Annotated in this window: 12 protein-coding genes and 1 pseudogene; 1 reads left to right on the top strand and 12 read right to left on the bottom strand. The window is 29.8% G+C overall.

The window, feature by feature from the left end; genetic code table 11:
- Positions 1-87 precede the first annotated feature (87 nt).
- Positions 88-300 carry a hypothetical protein gene (locus CLRAG_RS04880; protein WP_065077362.1) on the bottom strand — a complete coding sequence of 71 codons (213 nt, stop codon included), beginning with the start codon at positions 298-300 and terminating at the stop codon, positions 88-90.
- 397 nt (positions 301-697) lie between these two features.
- A complete protein-coding gene (locus CLRAG_RS04875) occupies positions 698-2,014 on the bottom strand; it encodes an L-cysteine desulfidase family protein (RefSeq protein WP_065077361.1) in 1,317 nt (438 codons plus the stop codon).
- Between the two features lie 225 nt (positions 2,015-2,239).
- Here CLRAG_RS04875 and CLRAG_RS04870 point away from each other — a divergent pair.
- Positions 2,240-2,592, top strand: a pseudogene (locus CLRAG_RS04870) (arsenate reductase/protein-tyrosine-phosphatase family protein).
- Between the two features lie 508 nt (positions 2,593-3,100).
- On the opposite strand, the gene CLRAG_RS04865 reads toward CLRAG_RS04870, so the two are convergent.
- The 10 genes from CLRAG_RS04865 to CLRAG_RS04820 all read right to left on the bottom strand — a co-directional run bounded on the left by CLRAG_RS04865 (position 3,101) and on the right by CLRAG_RS04820 (position 16,669).
- Entirely contained in the window at positions 3,101-4,315 is a 1,215-nt protein-coding gene (locus CLRAG_RS04865; RefSeq protein WP_065077360.1) for an IS1096 element passenger TnpR family protein, read from the bottom strand.
- A 70-nt stretch (positions 4,316-4,385) separates the two neighbouring features.
- The gene (locus tag CLRAG_RS04860) at positions 4,386-4,802 is read right to left on the bottom strand and encodes a hypothetical protein (protein ID WP_065077359.1); all 417 of its coding nucleotides are present in this window, start codon (positions 4,800-4,802) and stop codon (positions 4,386-4,388) included.
- Positions 4,795-5,634: an exonuclease/endonuclease/phosphatase family protein gene (locus CLRAG_RS04855; RefSeq protein WP_065077358.1), complete on the bottom strand. Its 840-nt coding sequence runs from the start codon at positions 5,632-5,634 to the stop codon at positions 4,795-4,797. Before CLRAG_RS04855 ends, CLRAG_RS04860 begins: the two co-directional genes overlap by 8 nt.
- Positions 5,635-5,757: 123 nt before the next feature.
- The gene (locus tag CLRAG_RS04850; protein WP_065077357.1) at positions 5,758-8,697 is read right to left on the bottom strand and encodes an ATP-binding protein; all 2,940 of its coding nucleotides are present in this window, start codon (positions 8,695-8,697) and stop codon (positions 5,758-5,760) included.
- Entirely contained in the window at positions 8,687-9,823 is a 1,137-nt protein-coding gene (locus CLRAG_RS04845; protein WP_065077356.1) for a metallophosphoesterase family protein, read from the bottom strand. Before CLRAG_RS04845 ends, CLRAG_RS04850 begins: the two co-directional genes overlap by 11 nt.
- Positions 9,824-10,713: 890 nt before the next feature.
- Positions 10,714-11,817 (bottom strand): sigma-70 family RNA polymerase sigma factor, encoded by a 1,104-nt coding sequence (locus tag CLRAG_RS04835; RefSeq protein ID WP_065077354.1) that lies wholly within the window; start codon positions 11,815-11,817, stop codon positions 10,714-10,716.
- A gap of 3 nt (positions 11,818-11,820) precedes the next feature.
- Complete coding sequence (locus CLRAG_RS04830; RefSeq protein WP_065077353.1) at positions 11,821-12,339, bottom strand: hypothetical protein; 519 nt, start codon at positions 12,337-12,339, stop codon at positions 11,821-11,823.
- 1 nt (position 12,340) lies between these two features.
- Positions 12,341-14,317, bottom strand: coding sequence for an AAA family ATPase (locus CLRAG_RS04825; RefSeq protein WP_065077352.1), 1,977 nt, complete (start codon positions 14,315-14,317; stop codon positions 12,341-12,343).
- A complete protein-coding gene (locus CLRAG_RS20435) occupies positions 14,308-14,481 on the bottom strand; it encodes a hypothetical protein (RefSeq protein ID WP_154104939.1) in 174 nt (57 codons plus the stop codon). Before CLRAG_RS20435 ends, CLRAG_RS04825 begins: the two co-directional genes overlap by 10 nt.
- Positions 14,474-16,669 (bottom strand): DEAD/DEAH box helicase family protein, encoded by a 2,196-nt coding sequence (locus CLRAG_RS04820; RefSeq protein ID WP_065077351.1) that lies wholly within the window; start codon positions 16,667-16,669, stop codon positions 14,474-14,476. The genes CLRAG_RS20435 and CLRAG_RS04820 overlap by 8 nt, the downstream gene beginning before the upstream one ends.

Here is a 16,669-nt window from a genome sequence, read left to right as displayed (position 1 = left end):
TCATACAGTGATTCTATTTCAAATGATTTTCTTCCCATAATTAAAACTCCTTTCTCCGTACATTTAGTATTTGGAGAAGAATTTTAATTATTCTGTATAAGTTAATATTTTAGTTAGAAACCCTATAGTTTCATTGTTGTAACTATCTTTAAGTGTTTTATAAGAAATAAATGTAAATATTAGAAATATTGTCAAAGCTAACATTATAACACTATTAAATATAATTTGTAATTTTGGATTTTTTGAAATAACCTGAGCAAAAAAATTTTTTCTAATTTTATTAATTATCTTTTTTATCATAATTTCTCCTATTAAATACAATAATTCATATTTTAAACTTATCTATTACTTTTTTAAGCTATTTCATCTTCTTCAACATACAATTATAATAATTCACATACAACTCAAATATATAATATTATATATTTGAGTTGTATGCTTAGTCAATCTATTATTTCTTACAGTTTTCCCATTCTTATATAAACAGAGTTCTTGGCATCAGATGGAGTTTTGACTCCACCTGATGCTTATTAACAGGCTTCTTAATGCTTCAGAACTTAGAAGGCGTTATCCTTTAGGAGAAATCGTTATCCAGGGACGTAGCTGCTCGCAACGTAAACTTGGAAAAGTGGGAGTATTAGAGCAGCTACGTCATCGGATAGACCTTCAGTGATAGCCTGTTCAACATCTTACCTTATTATATCACGTCATTTATGTAACTTGAATTAATCTTTCTTTTGTTTTCAAAAATCTCCACAATAGTTTTTTCGGTACCAATCATTCCTGGAGATGCAATGCAACCCATATTCTTCATGGTTTCTTCAGGAGTTTTACCATTAATGCCGTGTACATCATCAATATATATACCGTTCATTGCAAAATCTACAGCTTTATAGGCAGCATCTACAGCAACAATTCCTTTCATAGTACATCCCTGATTTCCCCCATCGCATATCATACCAGTAATACTACTAGCCATATTGTTAAGCACATGGGCCATCATATCTACAGTTCCACCTCGCAAATATACCAATGCACATGCCATTCCAGAACCTGCTGCTATTGCGCATCCACAAAAGGCCGAAAGCTTTCCAGAATACTCTTTAATATACATGCAAACTAAATAGCTGAGTGCAGTAGCACGAAGGAGTTGTTCTTTTGTATAACCATTTACTTTATAAGCTGCATACAAAGGCATTGTAGCTATAATTCCATGGGCACCAGAACCTGTAATACTCATTGCCGGCTTATCCAAACCAATTACACGGGCTTCAATTGCCGCATTGCAAAGTAAAGATGCAGTAGACTGTTCATTTTTAGAGATTTCCTTTCCTCCATTGTTTTTCAGAAGATGTCTGGCAAATGTTGTTCTAGGGTTCTTTAACCCTTCACCATATAATTTAAGATTAACTTTATAAGCTTCTTTTATAAAACTTATTTCTTTAATATCAACAGTTGTAATATAATCGTATAATTGCTGAAGAGTATATTTATGTATATCAAATACTTCTTTTGACAGCTCATCACCGTCATCCTCTTTTTCACCTTTTTGTTCCATTTCTACTTTTCCATTTACAATAATCTTTGTGATATTTGTATGAGAATCCTCTATGGTAACAACAGCTGTATCACTTTCAGTAATAACTGCAGCTTCTATAAATATTTTACTTGTAATTCCCTTAAGTTCAATTGTTACAGCACCAGATTTTACGAGTTTATGGGCTTCTATATTGTCCTTCTCTGTTACATTTTTCAATGCTTCGAGGCCTTTTTTTGCATCTCCTGCCACGTAACCCAACGCTGCAGCAAAGACATTGCCAACTTCGCTGCTGTTTGGTATACCACAGGTAAAGGCATTCTTATACATACCACTGTTCATTGCCACATTTATTTTTATCACATTTCCTTTTGTATAGCTTTTTGCTTTTGCTACTGCAAAGGCAATTGCACCTGGTTCTGTCACCCCCAATGCAGGCTTCATGTCATCTTTAATTAATTGTGTTAATTCACGCATAAACATTTTCTCCTTAAATTTATATAATTATTATGGAAGATTTAAATTCGCTTTTACAAAATATACTATGTCTAAGATATATCCCATAGTAAAAGCCTATGAATCTATATTCAGACACTCATTTACTACACTTAGCCTTAATTTTGTCTGCATAATAAAAGCATGATATAATTTATTTGTTATGTCAATTGAAAACAAAAATATTATTTAAACGAGGTATAATATATGATCAGAATAATGTTTGTATGTCACGGCAACATATGCCGCTCACCAATGGCTGAATTTGTATTAAAAGATATAGTCAACAAACGCGGACTTGAAGATAACTTCTTTATAGCATCCTCTGCAACAAGCACCGAAGAGATCGGCAATCCTGTTCATAGGGGCACAAGAGACAAGATTCTCAAAACAAGGTTACAAAGCTTCTTGATTTCTCAGATACTTCAGGGGACATTGCAGATCCCTGGTACACAGGTAATTTTGATGAGACCTATGATGATATAAAAATAGGCTGCGAAGCTCTTTTAAAATACATATCAAATAAAGCTTCATGTAAAAATGCTTCATCCTTGATATAACAGGGGTGAAGTAAATTAATTTCAATTACCAATATATGATATTAAATTTATACTAATGCATTTCCTTTTATCAATTCACGTCTTACTTCAGTACGTCAAGCAGACCATAGATTCTGTAAACCTGTTCATCCTCAACCAAATTTAGGACTTAAAGAAATATTTCTTCAACATCAATAGCTCCTCTAACATCATCCCTCTGCCAATCAGGCAAGCTTTATTACATCAAATTTTAACCACTACAGTACCATAAGACTTTGCACGTTCTATTATATACTGATGACAGGTGAACAAAAGCATCTCAAAAACTAATTATGCCTCAAGTATTGAAATTAGTGGAATAGCTTTAATATCTCTATATACTTTTTCATAATTATAGTATAATATCCAAGTATAATTGAATATTGGGCTATCTACTTTCGCACATCTTTGTAATTTATTAGAACTCTTTTCTAAAAACACCTTAAGCATACCTAAAAAGCTTAAAACAGCTGATTATTACTACTTTTATCTAATCCCAATCAGGATACTGCTGTGGTGATTCTCCTTTGCTCTCAATGATTTGGGGAGTAGATTCTTCATTTTCTATAAAGTCCATTACTTGTATTTTAAATTCCCACATATCACCAAAGTCAAATAAATATATAAATTGCTGACCTTTATAAATGTCCGCCTCTTCTATGGTTAATTCTTCATATTCATCACTTTCACCAAATGGATTAGCTGAATACAACTCTTTTCCTGTTCTTCTACTTGTGCCAGTATAAAAAGCATACATATGATCATTATCAAAATCAAAAGCTTGTTGAATTAATAAATGTAATTCATGAAATGTCGTATTATGAGATAGTTTTAGCACTCTCCAAAGATTCTTACCTAATAAAACTTTTAATATATAAGTTCCTTTTTTATTAATTTCAACATTACAATTTATAGTTTTGCTAATTAACTTAGGTTCAAAAACCATTGATATAATTTCAATAAATGCTTTATCTTCTTCACTATTCTTAAGATTCAATCTTTCTTTAAGAATACTTATGATATAATCTTCAATATTTATATAATCTAAAGCTGTTATTAAAGTTTTACTTATTTCTCTACCAAAATCTGTTGGCATAATACTTTTTATGGAATCATCGTATTTACTTTTAACACTATCTATAAACTCTAATTCACATATTCCTAGTATTCTTAATATCCTTGTAATCTTAGAATAATATGAAAAGAAACCTCCATAACCAACATCATTTTTAAATATTTTGCTATAACTATTAGTTTTACTAATTACATTTAAAAGCTCGATAAACTCGAAAACATTATGTCTTAATTCTTCTTCAAAATCATATGTAGTCCAAAAAACTTCAAGTAGAAATACATATTTTTCATAAATATTTAAGTTTAAGAATTCTTCTAAACAAACTGTTTTTATTAGTTTGAACTTATTTTTATTATTGATCTGTATTAAAAACAATCTACTTTTAACTGCTAATTTAAAAAATAAATCTATAGCTATATATTGTTCTTGAGTATAACTTGCTTTGATTGCAGTCCTTTGAAAATGCAGGTGAGAATTTAATTCAAAACAGAGGTTTTTACCTAAAACTTGAGTTTTATTTGATAAATCTGGATCTTTCTCCAAAATAAAATTTATAAAGGCACCAAAATCTTCTATAAATGGTAAGATATCTTTTTCATATTTAGATTTCATTATTAAAAGTGTATTCAACTATAGTGGTAACTCCACACTTGGAACAAAAACGCTGTTTATAATAAGTTGTTGTATGTTTGAGTATATGTTAAAAATTTTTGCTTTTTGAATAAAGTACTTCAATAATGTCAGTCACCTTATCAGAACTTAAAATTTTAGATAAATCTCTAATAAATTCTGTTTCATTATTACAAGTATAATCAATGTCTATATAATCTTCATTATTATTTACTGAAATAGCCACCGGGTAGTTAGCTTCTGGATTTGAATATACTGTAAATAATGTATAGGTATAGTTGTCTAATTCTGGAGATACTATGTTAAAACTTGTAGCAAGTTTATATTCCTGCACATCATCATTGCTTTTTAATCTTGTATTTATGATTTTTGCATATAAAACACCCTTTATAGTCTTTTCAAAATACCTTGCTTGTTCCTCTAGTATTAAATTAGGAGAATTAGATACTTTTTTATCAATGTCTTGTAAGTTCCATAAATTATCCATTATTTTTCATTACCTCCATATTGAATTCAAATTTAATTGGCAAATGATCAGATATTCTTTTTTTGTCAGGTATATTATTTCTACTTATTAAACTGTTTTTATTAATAACATCAATTATTTTTAACTTATTGATATCAAATTTATTTATTAAATCTGGTCTTAATATAACTTGATCATACGTATACCAATAGTAACTTTTCATTTCAGTTGAATAATAAAATGTTCCCTTAGACAAATTTGAAGCATTTCCCATAAGGTGCCACATCGGATTATAATAAAATTTTCTTTCTTCTTGTAAAACTTTTCTGCTTCTTCTTTTAGCAATTTCCGGACACATAACTGCATTAAAACTTAATGCTGAAATCATTCCACTATCAAAAGGATTCATATTAAAGTCGCCTACAACTATACTATTTTCAGTATTACGTTCTTCTTCAAGCTGCTCAAATTCCCTTATAATTTGCGAAGCATACATGTTTAAGTCATCTTTTTCTTGTTTATATCTGCTTGGAAGATGTAATGTAAAAAGTAAAGTTTTTTTATCTCCATCATTTATATTAAATGCTGAATAATATTTACTTTCTTTTATAACATTTATTTGCCCTTCTGTATTATGTAAAAGCATTATTCTAGAATCCTTATTAATTCTTTCAACCTGAAAAAACATACCTTCATCTCTTAATTTTCTTATCAAGTAATCTACGTCTATATTTTTACACTCTGTTAAAATCAATATATTGATTTTATTTTCTACACATACATCTACAATATATGAAGAAATATTATTATTACAAACATTCCAATATAGAAAATTTATCTTAAACACCTCCATAAAAATTCACCATTATAACAAATATTAATTATAGAGATTTGTAATTTAGTCTAATAATTATTATATTTATTTCTTTATAATCCAAATTTATAATAAAGTCAAATAGAAAAATTACTTATTACATCAAATTTTAACTGCCTCATTAGTATAATGCTTTGCTCGTTCTATTATATTCTGATGGCAGGTGAACAAAAGCAGTTGAAATTCATCCCCTTTTTGAACTGCATAATCAGACAAAAACTTCAAGGCTGCATCCATTCTTTCGTCGTCATACTGCATCAGCACATCATCTAAAAATAAAGGTAAATAAATGTTTTTATCAGAAATAAGCTCTGCAATAGCTAATCTTAATGCCAGATAAACCTGGTCAACTGTTCCATTACTCAAGTATTTCCATTCCCTATAGTGTATACCTGACTGGATAGAAATATCGTAATCTTTTGTTACAAGAATATTCCCGTATTTTCCATTAGTCAGGCTTTTGAATATTTCTGAAGTCTTCCTGTTTAACTGCGGTCCAAAACTCTTACGCACCTCATCTGAAGCTTCCTGCATTACTTCTGATGCAATTTTAAGACAATCAAAGTATTGTGTCTTTTCATCCATATCTTTTTCCTTTTCATCTATTTCTTCTTGAATCTGACTTGAATTTTTATCCGGTGTCTTAATTTTTTTCTGCAAATCGAAAAATTGTTGTTCAATATTTTGAGACGCAAAATCTTTCTGTTTTTGTTTTAATTCTTCTATGGAATAATTAATATCTCCTACAGACTCAAATCGTTTTATTGATGCTTCCAATTTATTTTTTTCCTCATTTAAATGATCAAGTGAAGGAGAATCATATCCCATTCCCTTTGCTATATTGAGCACTTCATATTTTTCTCTTTCCAATTGAGAAATTTTTTCTTGAAGCTTTTGTACTAAAACTTTAGCAGCTTCATAGTCCGGTGTAATTTCATATTCATTCACTTTATCCAGAAATTGTCCGGCTTTTTTTAAGTACTCTTCCTGAACCCTGGTAACAGCATCATGATTTTTCATGTTGGAAGCATACTCCAGATATTTATTTTCATATTTTTTTATCGATGTACACGATTTTTCATTCATTTTTTCTTTAATTTCCAGTTCTACAGCATTATAAAGTTCCTCAATTTTATTTCTATAGCTGACAGCATCTATTTCTTTTAAATCTTCCGACTGTAAAACTGTAATTTTTGCTTCTGCATTTAAGTTTGAATTTCCCGAATATTTTTCAAGCATATAGTTCAATTCCTGGGAAAAAATGCTTTTTCTCGTATTTAGATAATTTAAAGCTATATCTTTCTCATTTTTCAGCTGTGAACATTTATCCATTGAATTCATGTAGGCATTATTATTTTCTATTAACGATTTTAACTTTTCTTCAATTCTATCAATTTTACTTGAAATATCCGCTATTTTATCCTCATAATCTTTTGTCCTGTCAGAAACCCTCCTGTCTTCCCTTTCACTTTGAACTTTGAGATTTTGCAATTCCTGCTTTAGATTACTTGTTGAATCATATTTATTGCCTTTTTCCGTTTTATCACTTTGTTTATCGGACTTGATTGCAAATACACCTATTCCAGCGGCAAGAACAACTCCAATTGCTGCAAGTGAACTGATTTTTACTGCAAGTATAAGTGAAATGACGCCAAGTATAACACTAAAAATCAGTAATAAATTTTTATTCTGGCTTTCTTTACCTGATGTTTGTGTCAATTTGCCCTGCATTGACAATTTTTCACTTGTAAATTCAATATGCTGCTCTCTCAGTTGTTTTTCGGAATTCCACTTTGCCCTGTCTTTTTCAAAGTCTCTTGTAATCTTCTCTTTATCTGCTATTCTGGTACTCTTTTCTTCTTCATAACTTTTATAAGCTTTATGAAATTTTTGCAATTGCCCTGCCAGTTCAGTTTCTTTTCTTAACAGTGTTTCTGCATTTTGATAACTATTTTTTGCTTCTATAAAAGACCTGAACGCCGGTAAAAAACATTCATCAATTCTCTTTAGCAAGTCTTTAAGTGTTTTTTCCTTGCTGACCAGTTCATTTAGACATTTATACTCCTTTTTACTTACTGGAATAAGCTTATTTCCATTACAATCTTCATTTTTAATTGATCCTTTCAGCTTTTCCAGGCTTCCGCTTACTTTTTCACTTTCATCCATCAGTGAATTGCATTCCGTTAAAAATGCCTTAAGACTTTTAAATGGAATATTTTCTTTTTCTAATTTTTTTTCTGATTCAGTGTACCCCATTATTTTTTCAATAAGAGAATTTACTCGCTTTAGTCTATTTCTATTTGTATTTAGTTCCAGCAAGTCTTTAATATTTTTTTGCTCATTCAACTTTGTTTTCAGGCACTGATATTCTTCCATGTTTTTTTTCTGTTCATCTTCAAGTATTTGAATATCCACCAATTCATTATGCAAAGAGTCAATTTCATTTTTAGCTTCAACGAGTATTCCCTTTTTTCCTCTCTTAGATTCCATATCTTCTATTGCATCATTAATACGGTTTATCACCAATTGCTGGGATACATTTTCGTCTCCTGAAAGAACTAAATTTGACATCAATTTTTCTGCAACTTCATCATTATTCCCATTGGAAGAAAAACTTCCGATATTACTTATATAAACACTGCGTTCAAACCCGTCCAAATCAAGGCCAAAAAATCTTTTTCCAATCTCTTCATTTTTACCAAAAGATACTTCCTCTCCAGTGTCCATATTGATAAGTTTTACTTTATCTGCTCCAGGAGTAGCCCCCATATCTTTCTGCAGGCGGTAACATGTTCCATCATGTTCAAATTCGATTGCTCCATTCATCATGGAACCATCCCATGGCTGGTATTTCTTCCTCAGATTTTTATTTATGTCCTTGCCCCTTTCCAGTTTGCTGTAAAACATTATTTTAATAAATGCCATCAAGGTTGATTTTCCATCCTCATTTTTCCCGTATATCAGTTGAAAACCATCTTTTAATTCTAATTCATAGTCCTTGAATTTGCCAAAACTGCCTATCTGCAATTTATTAATCTTCACTATATTTTACCTCCCCGAAAAATGCCTTCAATCCAAGTCTGAGTGCCTTGTTTAATTTTTCTTTTTCATCAGGTCCTGCATCATTTATTCGTTCCATCATCTTCCGTATAAAAATATTCCTAAGTGTCGTTTCCTCCGGAACCGCGTCAAAATCTATCTTTACTGTAGTATGATCTTTAATTTTAACAAAGAATATCTCATATAAAATTGCCTTGATATCATCAATATCAATACTGACATTGTCTGCAATCATTCCCTCCAGAATCACCTTGTAAAGATTTTCTGAATAATTTTCTTCACATCTTGACTTCATTTTATCCAGTATAATATCCGCAGCCATTTTTGAATTCTTTGCATCAGAAATGTCTACATGAAGTTCAACATTCATACGCTGGCACAATCTACGGTATTTTAGCCTGCACAGCCCTTTTGAAACTGTCCCAATGTAGACACCTTTTTCATCAATCTCATCAAATCCCCTTCCTTCCGGGCATCCTGAATAGGCATAATATGTATTGCCAGCTTTTAATACTTCAGTCTGTTTATGAATATGTCCTAAAGCAACATAATCAACTTTGCTATTTTTAAGCTGCGTTTCTGTAATTGGATTGTAATTGCTCTTTTGATGCGGGCCGACAAGTTCTCCGTGAATTACACAGATATTAATTAACTCATCATCTGGAATGGTAAAATTCTTCAACATGGAATCGACTTGATATGTTCCCGTAAAAGCTCCTCCCCACAGACGAACTCCCAATTTTTCAAGTTCTATTTTTTCTAATGCACCTTTAAAAATAATGACATTACGGGGCCAGAAATCCTTTAACAAATACGGTGAATCTTCAGTAATTGGATCATGATTTCCAGGTGCAATTGCCACAATAGTACCTTCCAGTCCTGCAAACCCATTTTTTATTTCTTCCAGCATAGTTTTCTGAACATGAACATTATCAAATAAATCTCCCGCTATCAGCAATAATTGTATTTTTTCATCCTGACATAATTTTAAAATATTCAAAAATGTCCTTTTAACTTCAGCCCTCCTTGTCACTGCTTTTCTTCCCAATGTTGATAATTCTGCACCAAGGTGCATATCTGCACAATGCAATATCCTTATTTCTTTCACATTCATACCTCCATAGACAATTAATTATTTCATTTCATTTAACTCAATATTAGTTAAATTTGATTTTAACTATTATTATTCACATACTTTAGCAGTTCTCCTTCATTAATGACAAAATCAGAACGGTATTATCGCAAATTCCAATTGAAATTTCAAGATCAATAGCAGATACTATGTCTTATATTTCTTCTTGTGAGTAATACAGGAATTAACTTTATAGGTGCTGTTTTCAAAGTGATCATAGATAAATTTGCCTTTAAATTTGCGATTCCATATTCTTTGAAAAAAGCTGATATATATTTTAGCGCACGTAGTGTACGCCCAATGCTTCCATTCTTTGTCTCAGAGATAGCAGACAGGAAACTGAAAAATTCAGTAAATGAAATAATAACATTTATGTTTCATATTTTCTTTCACCCCCCATTTCTTATTTATAATAATTTCAACCTTATGTATAAATTAACAAATTTTATCAATTATATTATGCTTCTACAAAAATAGTTAAATTCCTGCATATAATTAGATAAAATACAATTTATATTAATGCGCTTCACATATCATCTTCCAGCAAATACCTCTATATACTTTTTTATAATTATGGTACAATATCTAAGTTAATTATTGAGATAAAGTTTCTTGGTACTTACATAGAAATTAATAGCAAAGAAAAAAAGCACCCATCCTCACAAGATTAGTGTGCTCTTCTCTTAATTAAATTTCTATTTAATTCGTCCAATAACCCTAAAACAAAATAAGCACTCTGTGAAAATGACTAGCACCAAAGATGAAATTTGGGATATCTACTTTTGTTCTAGGATACTTAGTGTTACCAACACTAAGTATTTCTTATTTATATTATATCAAACTTTTCTTAAAAATAAACTTACTTTTTAATATATAATAATCTTTTTTAATCTACGTCCTAATTTATTTAGAGCTTTCTTTTCTATCTGCCTTATTCTTTCTTTTGTAACACCAAGATGATTCGCTATTTCTTCTAATGTCTCTTTCCTATCATCTTCTAATCCAAATCTTCTAATTATAACTGAGCGTTCTCTTTGTTTCAATCTTCCAAGATAATAATTTACTTTTTCTTTTAATTCATCCTTAAATACTTTTTCTATCATTTTATTCTCAAACAAACCATTATCACTGAAACTATCACTTAACTTTTCATTTGATAAAATATCTTCATAACTATATGCAGGTAATATACCATATAAAAGCCCAGTTTCTTTCATATCTTCTATGACATTATTATCCTCTAAATCCTCAAGATAATCAAAAGATTCTTCCATTGAACACTCTAATATCTTTTGATTTTTAACTATAGGAATGATAAATTTAAATAACTTATCATTTAAATGAACTGGTGTATATAACACTGTATTCTTTATTGAACAACATCTTTGCATAGTTTGTATTATCCACCACGGAAAATATCTTACAAATGTATCTGAACTAATAATATCATACTTTTTAATTGCCCTCATCAGACCTATAACACCAAAATTAAAACATTCTTCAAAATCACAATTATATGCTTCAGCAAATGAATAAGTTAACTTCAAAACATTCCTTAAATACATATGTATTAATCTATCCCTTGCATATTTATTATTATTTTGAGCTTCTAGTATTAATTTTTTCCATTCACGATATTTAGGTGGATCAATTTTACTTATATATTTTACTATATACCACATTGAGGGATACTTTTGTATTATTTTTCTAAATAATATATCATAATCAGTACGACTTCTATCTTCATCATTTTTATTTTCATTTTGTTCTGTGTTTTCTTTTTTTTCTTCAACTGTATCCCTAATTATAAATCCTCGTAATACTATATTATCACATACAAAATCAAGATCTACTAAACCTAGGCCAGTATCAGTGCAACAATCTATAATCTCATCTTCTGTTAAATATCCTCTCCATTTGTATTTTTCTGTAAGCTCATTAATTACCTTTTCTCTTTTATCTGCATCCATAATCTATTTTCTTGCTAACGCGCACAACTCTTGAATATTTTCTATATCAACAGTTTTATTATAGCGTTCATCAAGTTCCTCCATAAAATCATACAAGTGCTTTAAATAGTCCGAAGGAGAAGTTGACTTTTCAATTAATTTTTCATACAATACATCAACACCACCTCTTACATATTGATTAAACAATTCTTCATCTGGTTTTGCTTTATCTGTATTGTAATATCTAAACGCTTTATCTACTCTTTTTTCAAAGTCTGGTTCATAATTTTTATCTAATAACATAATTAATCTATAATTAAACCATAAATCATCAAATATACTGCTCACTTGTTGTCCATTTATTTTTTTTGCTTCACCTGAAGTTACATCAGATTTTCTCTGGTATAAGAAGCCAACAATCGGGGCCATAACAAGTACATCCTTATTTTTTTGAAATAGTTGATTTTCATCATCAAACTTTGCAGTTAATTGATCAACTTTTTCTGCATGAGAACCTCTAAAAGAATATTCTTTATCAAACATATTACCTCTCCTTTAAATAAGTTTCAAATTCATTCTTCTTATCAAAATAATAATGTGCACCTACTTTACTGCCCATATGTTTTTCAGCAATTTCACCATCTGTATCTTTTATAAATATTATTACTTGCTCTGCGACCTTTGGAAGTGCTTCACATACAGTCTGAATTCTTGTTTTATCAAATGCAGATAATGGCGCATCCATAACAAGCGGATATGCTTCTGATATCATCATTGAATCTTCATTTGCATTATTATCTCTTGCCATTTTAATCACACCAGCAATAAATGCAAATATTATGGAAATACTCTGTGCAGTTGAAGTTTCAACATCATCAATATAACCTTGATAGTCATCTACTATTACCTTGATATTATATTTTTCATCAATTTTTAAAGAGAATCCTCCATTATAGATTTTATGAAATATCTCATTTATTACTTTCTCAAGACTGTTTCTTATTTCTTTTTCTTCATCTTTATATATTCCATCTAAATATTTATACATATATTTTGCATATGCTTTAAGCTGTTCAATTTTTCTATTATTTTTATCTTTCAATACTAATTCATGTCTGAAATTTTCAACTCTTTCAAGCTCAAAAGTTATATTACCTTTTTTAACCAGTAATCTGTTTTTCTCTTTATCTGCTTTAGTCTTTTCATCTCGATAATAACTAGCCTTTCTTTGTAATTCCCCAACGTCTTTCATTTCAGCTAAACTTTTGTTAATAGTTTCTAATTTTTCTTTCGTTTTTTCCTGTGTATTCTCACACTCTCTTATTGATTTATATTTATCAGATATATCTTTATATACATCTAAACTTCCTCTACATTTTAACTCACATTCTCTAGTAAATTGAGTAATCATATTTCCAATTGATTGAGGTGGTATATAATTTAGCAGCTCTATTAAATTATTATATGATTCATTTTCCAATTTCAGCGGAGTTCCACATATACAATGACCTCGTTTAATGAGGAATTCTATTGTAGTTTTATTTATGTTTGGAACACCCTTGTCAATCTCATTTGACTGACTTAGTGCCACCAATGCTTTCTGTATCATTATTCCTGAGGTCCACATACTTCCACCTTTATGAAACTTATCTAATAAATTTTTTACGTCTGTTTTCTTTGATGTTTCATAATCATTATATTTTTTTCTTAATTCATCTCTTTGTTCGGCTAATTTCTTACTTTCAAAATTTTCTCTAATTAAATTTTCATATTCTTTAATATAGTCTTCTGCAGTAAATATACTATTCTCATCTGCTTCTATTTGCTTATCAATGTTTTCTAGCTCATTTTTATAGCTATTAATATTTTGAGTATATTGATGCACTTTAGAATCACTTTTAGAATCATATTCATTCTCATACCTTTTGATTGACATTTTTAAATGTTTCAATGCTTCTATAAATGCACTTAAACCCAATAAACCTCGTACAGCACTTGCAAATTCTTGAACCTTCCCTCTATGTATTTCTTTGCTCATATTTTCTATACGTTCACCATCAAAGAAAAAATACCTTGATAACTCTTTGGGAAGAATTTCTTGCATTCTGATTACAGTTTCATAACTATCTATAAATTCCTGCTGTCCATCTTTGCCTTTATATGAAATTTTAAATATTGTCTGATTAGGCTTTTTCAATAACCCTCTTGAATCCTTTTTGTATAGCTGTTCACGTATGACATTATAATCTCTGCCTGCATGACTTAGTTGTATTTCTACTTTTACTTTTGCTTCTTCATTAGATCCCATTTCTTGTTCTTTTGCTTTTGATAAAACATTCTTATCTTCAAAATCAACTTGGCCATAAAGGCACCAAGTAAATGCCTGTGCTAAAGTAGTCTTTCCAGAACCATTTTCCCCCATCACTACAGTTACATTTTTATCTGCTTCAGTAGAAAAGTATATATCCTGCTCGCCTTTAAACTGTCTAAAATCACACAATTTTAAACTTTTTAATAGCATTCTACTTCCTCCTTAATCATATCTTTTATTATATTTACCATAGCATTATCACTTTTTTCTTTGGTTCTTAAATTAGCTTTTTCCTTTACAATGAGTCTTCTAATCATTTTTGTTGCTTTTTCCATATCAACATCAATACCATCTATCTGAATAATATTACTCATTTATCCCATCCTCCTGAAATTCAACATTAAATAAATCATATGTATCTCTAATGTCATCAAGAGTAGAATTTGACTCTATGCTATTATACGCAAGTCTTGCAAATTCTTCAGCCCTTGATAATTCATTTTTAACTAAATGTAATTCCTTTTTTCTTTCATCCTCTGTTAAACCTGGTACTTCATTTAAAGGTCTTGGAAGTATTATATAGTCATAAATTTCAGCAAATTCTTTTCCTTTAGATAATCTCAAAACCCTTCCTCGTCTTTGTATATATTCTTTTGGATTTGTTGTACTTGCTAAAATAAATGCTGTCTTAATACTTGGTATATTAACTCCTTCATCTAAACACTTAATTGCAATTAACGCCTGAAGATTTTTGCCTTCAGAAAATTCTTTTTTTAAAACTCTTCTTTCATTCATATCTTCTTCTGAAGTAAATTTTGAAACCTTCATATTTAGTTCATTTCCAAGCATATTTGTAACACAATCAATCTGTCTTATATCCTCTTCATCAGCGCCACTATTTTCTTCTGTATTACTTAGTATTCTAGTGGCCCCACAGTAAACAAGAATATGATTATCATTAACATAATGCATTATATCTTCTTTTAACTGTGAAATTTTATTTATAGCACCAGCAACAATCCTTGCTCTTGCAATTGCTAGTCTTTTTCCTTTCTCAGTCATTTCCCTTTTGCCTTTTTTATTTATTTTTACACACTTTATAATTTCTTTAGTAAATGAATTATACTTTTCAAGTTCTTCCTCTGCTAAAGATACTATTCTAGGATAATATTTATATTTTGTAAGTTTTCCTTCTTTAATGGCTCTCTCTAAAGGATATTCAATACACTTTTCGCCAAAATAATGGTACAATGCCTGAGTTCCCTCTTCATCATTATGCCTATCTAATGTAGCCGATAAGGCTAATCTGTACTGAAATTTATCATGCAGTTTGTTTTTTAGAGAACTTGCTCCAAAATTATGGGCTTCATCTACAATTAGTAATGTATTTCCTCTGATTCTCATAATTTTGTTCTGAACATATTTACCTGCATAAGTAGCATTTGTAGTAACTAAGCAAAAAAATTTTCTTCCTCTAACACCTAATTTTTGATCTCTCACGCTCTCATCTAATTTCTCCTTCCAATCTTTTTGTGGAGAAGTGCTATATGCAATAATAGGCTTTATATTAAACTTCACAATATCTTCAACCCACTGCTCCACTAGATGCTGATATGGACATACAATAATAACAGCTAATTTATTATTTAAATGCTGTGAGAGTTTGACAATAGCGGCCAAAGCCGTATACGTTTTCCCTGTACCTGTTGCCATATCAAATATTCCGCAATAATCTTTTTTTGCCCATTCTTCTATTGCTTCTATCTGATAATTATACAAGTTAAAATTATCTGGAATTTGCGGAACATTTTCAGGAATTTCAAGTTTATTTTCTATTTCAATTTCATCATTAAAATCTTTTTGATTGAAATCATCATAACTACGTATTTCTTTTTTATATTTTTCTATAATAGATTCTTTAACTTCTGGGAAATCTTTAACACTGATATTAGAAGCTTTATCGTTCCATAGTTTTTCAAAGGCTTGTACCTTATTTATTACTCTTTTTTCATCATCTACATTTTTCCATGAGCAATAAACATCAATAGATTCATAATTTAGACTCATCGCAGTAATTGTTTCATTCATGGAGCCTGAGAAGGCAATTATATTACTTTCTGTATCTTTAAATACACCCATTTTTTCATGATACATTCCTATTTTCCCTTTATATTCTGTTATAGCAATTTTTATGTTTAGCCTGCTATCTGCAATAAGATTTGCTAATAAATTTAATCTTGTGCTACTTTTTTCATCAACAGGCTCATATAATTCTCGCATCACTGCACTTTTTACTACTTCATCACGCAGTTTATACCCTTTTTCTATAGTTTTAATATCTTCATCAGATAATTTAGGAGATGCTATAAGCCTCATCTGTCCTCCATTTTTTACAAACGGAATCAATCCATCTGCAATTGCAATTAGCGCTGAAGATGAGAAAAAACCTACTGCTCTATCATATGAAAGTGCATTCTTTAGAATAGGATAGTAAAAATTTTTTGAAACATTATCTACAAGAGACCGATATTCTTCTTTAATATTAAGTTCCTGAAAGCTCAA

This window comes from Clostridium ragsdalei P11 (assembly GCF_001675165.1).
Taxonomy (GTDB): Bacteria; Bacillota; Clostridia; order Clostridiales; family Clostridiaceae; genus Clostridium_B; species Clostridium_B ragsdalei.
This window is presented reverse-complemented; position numbering and strand designations above follow the sequence as displayed.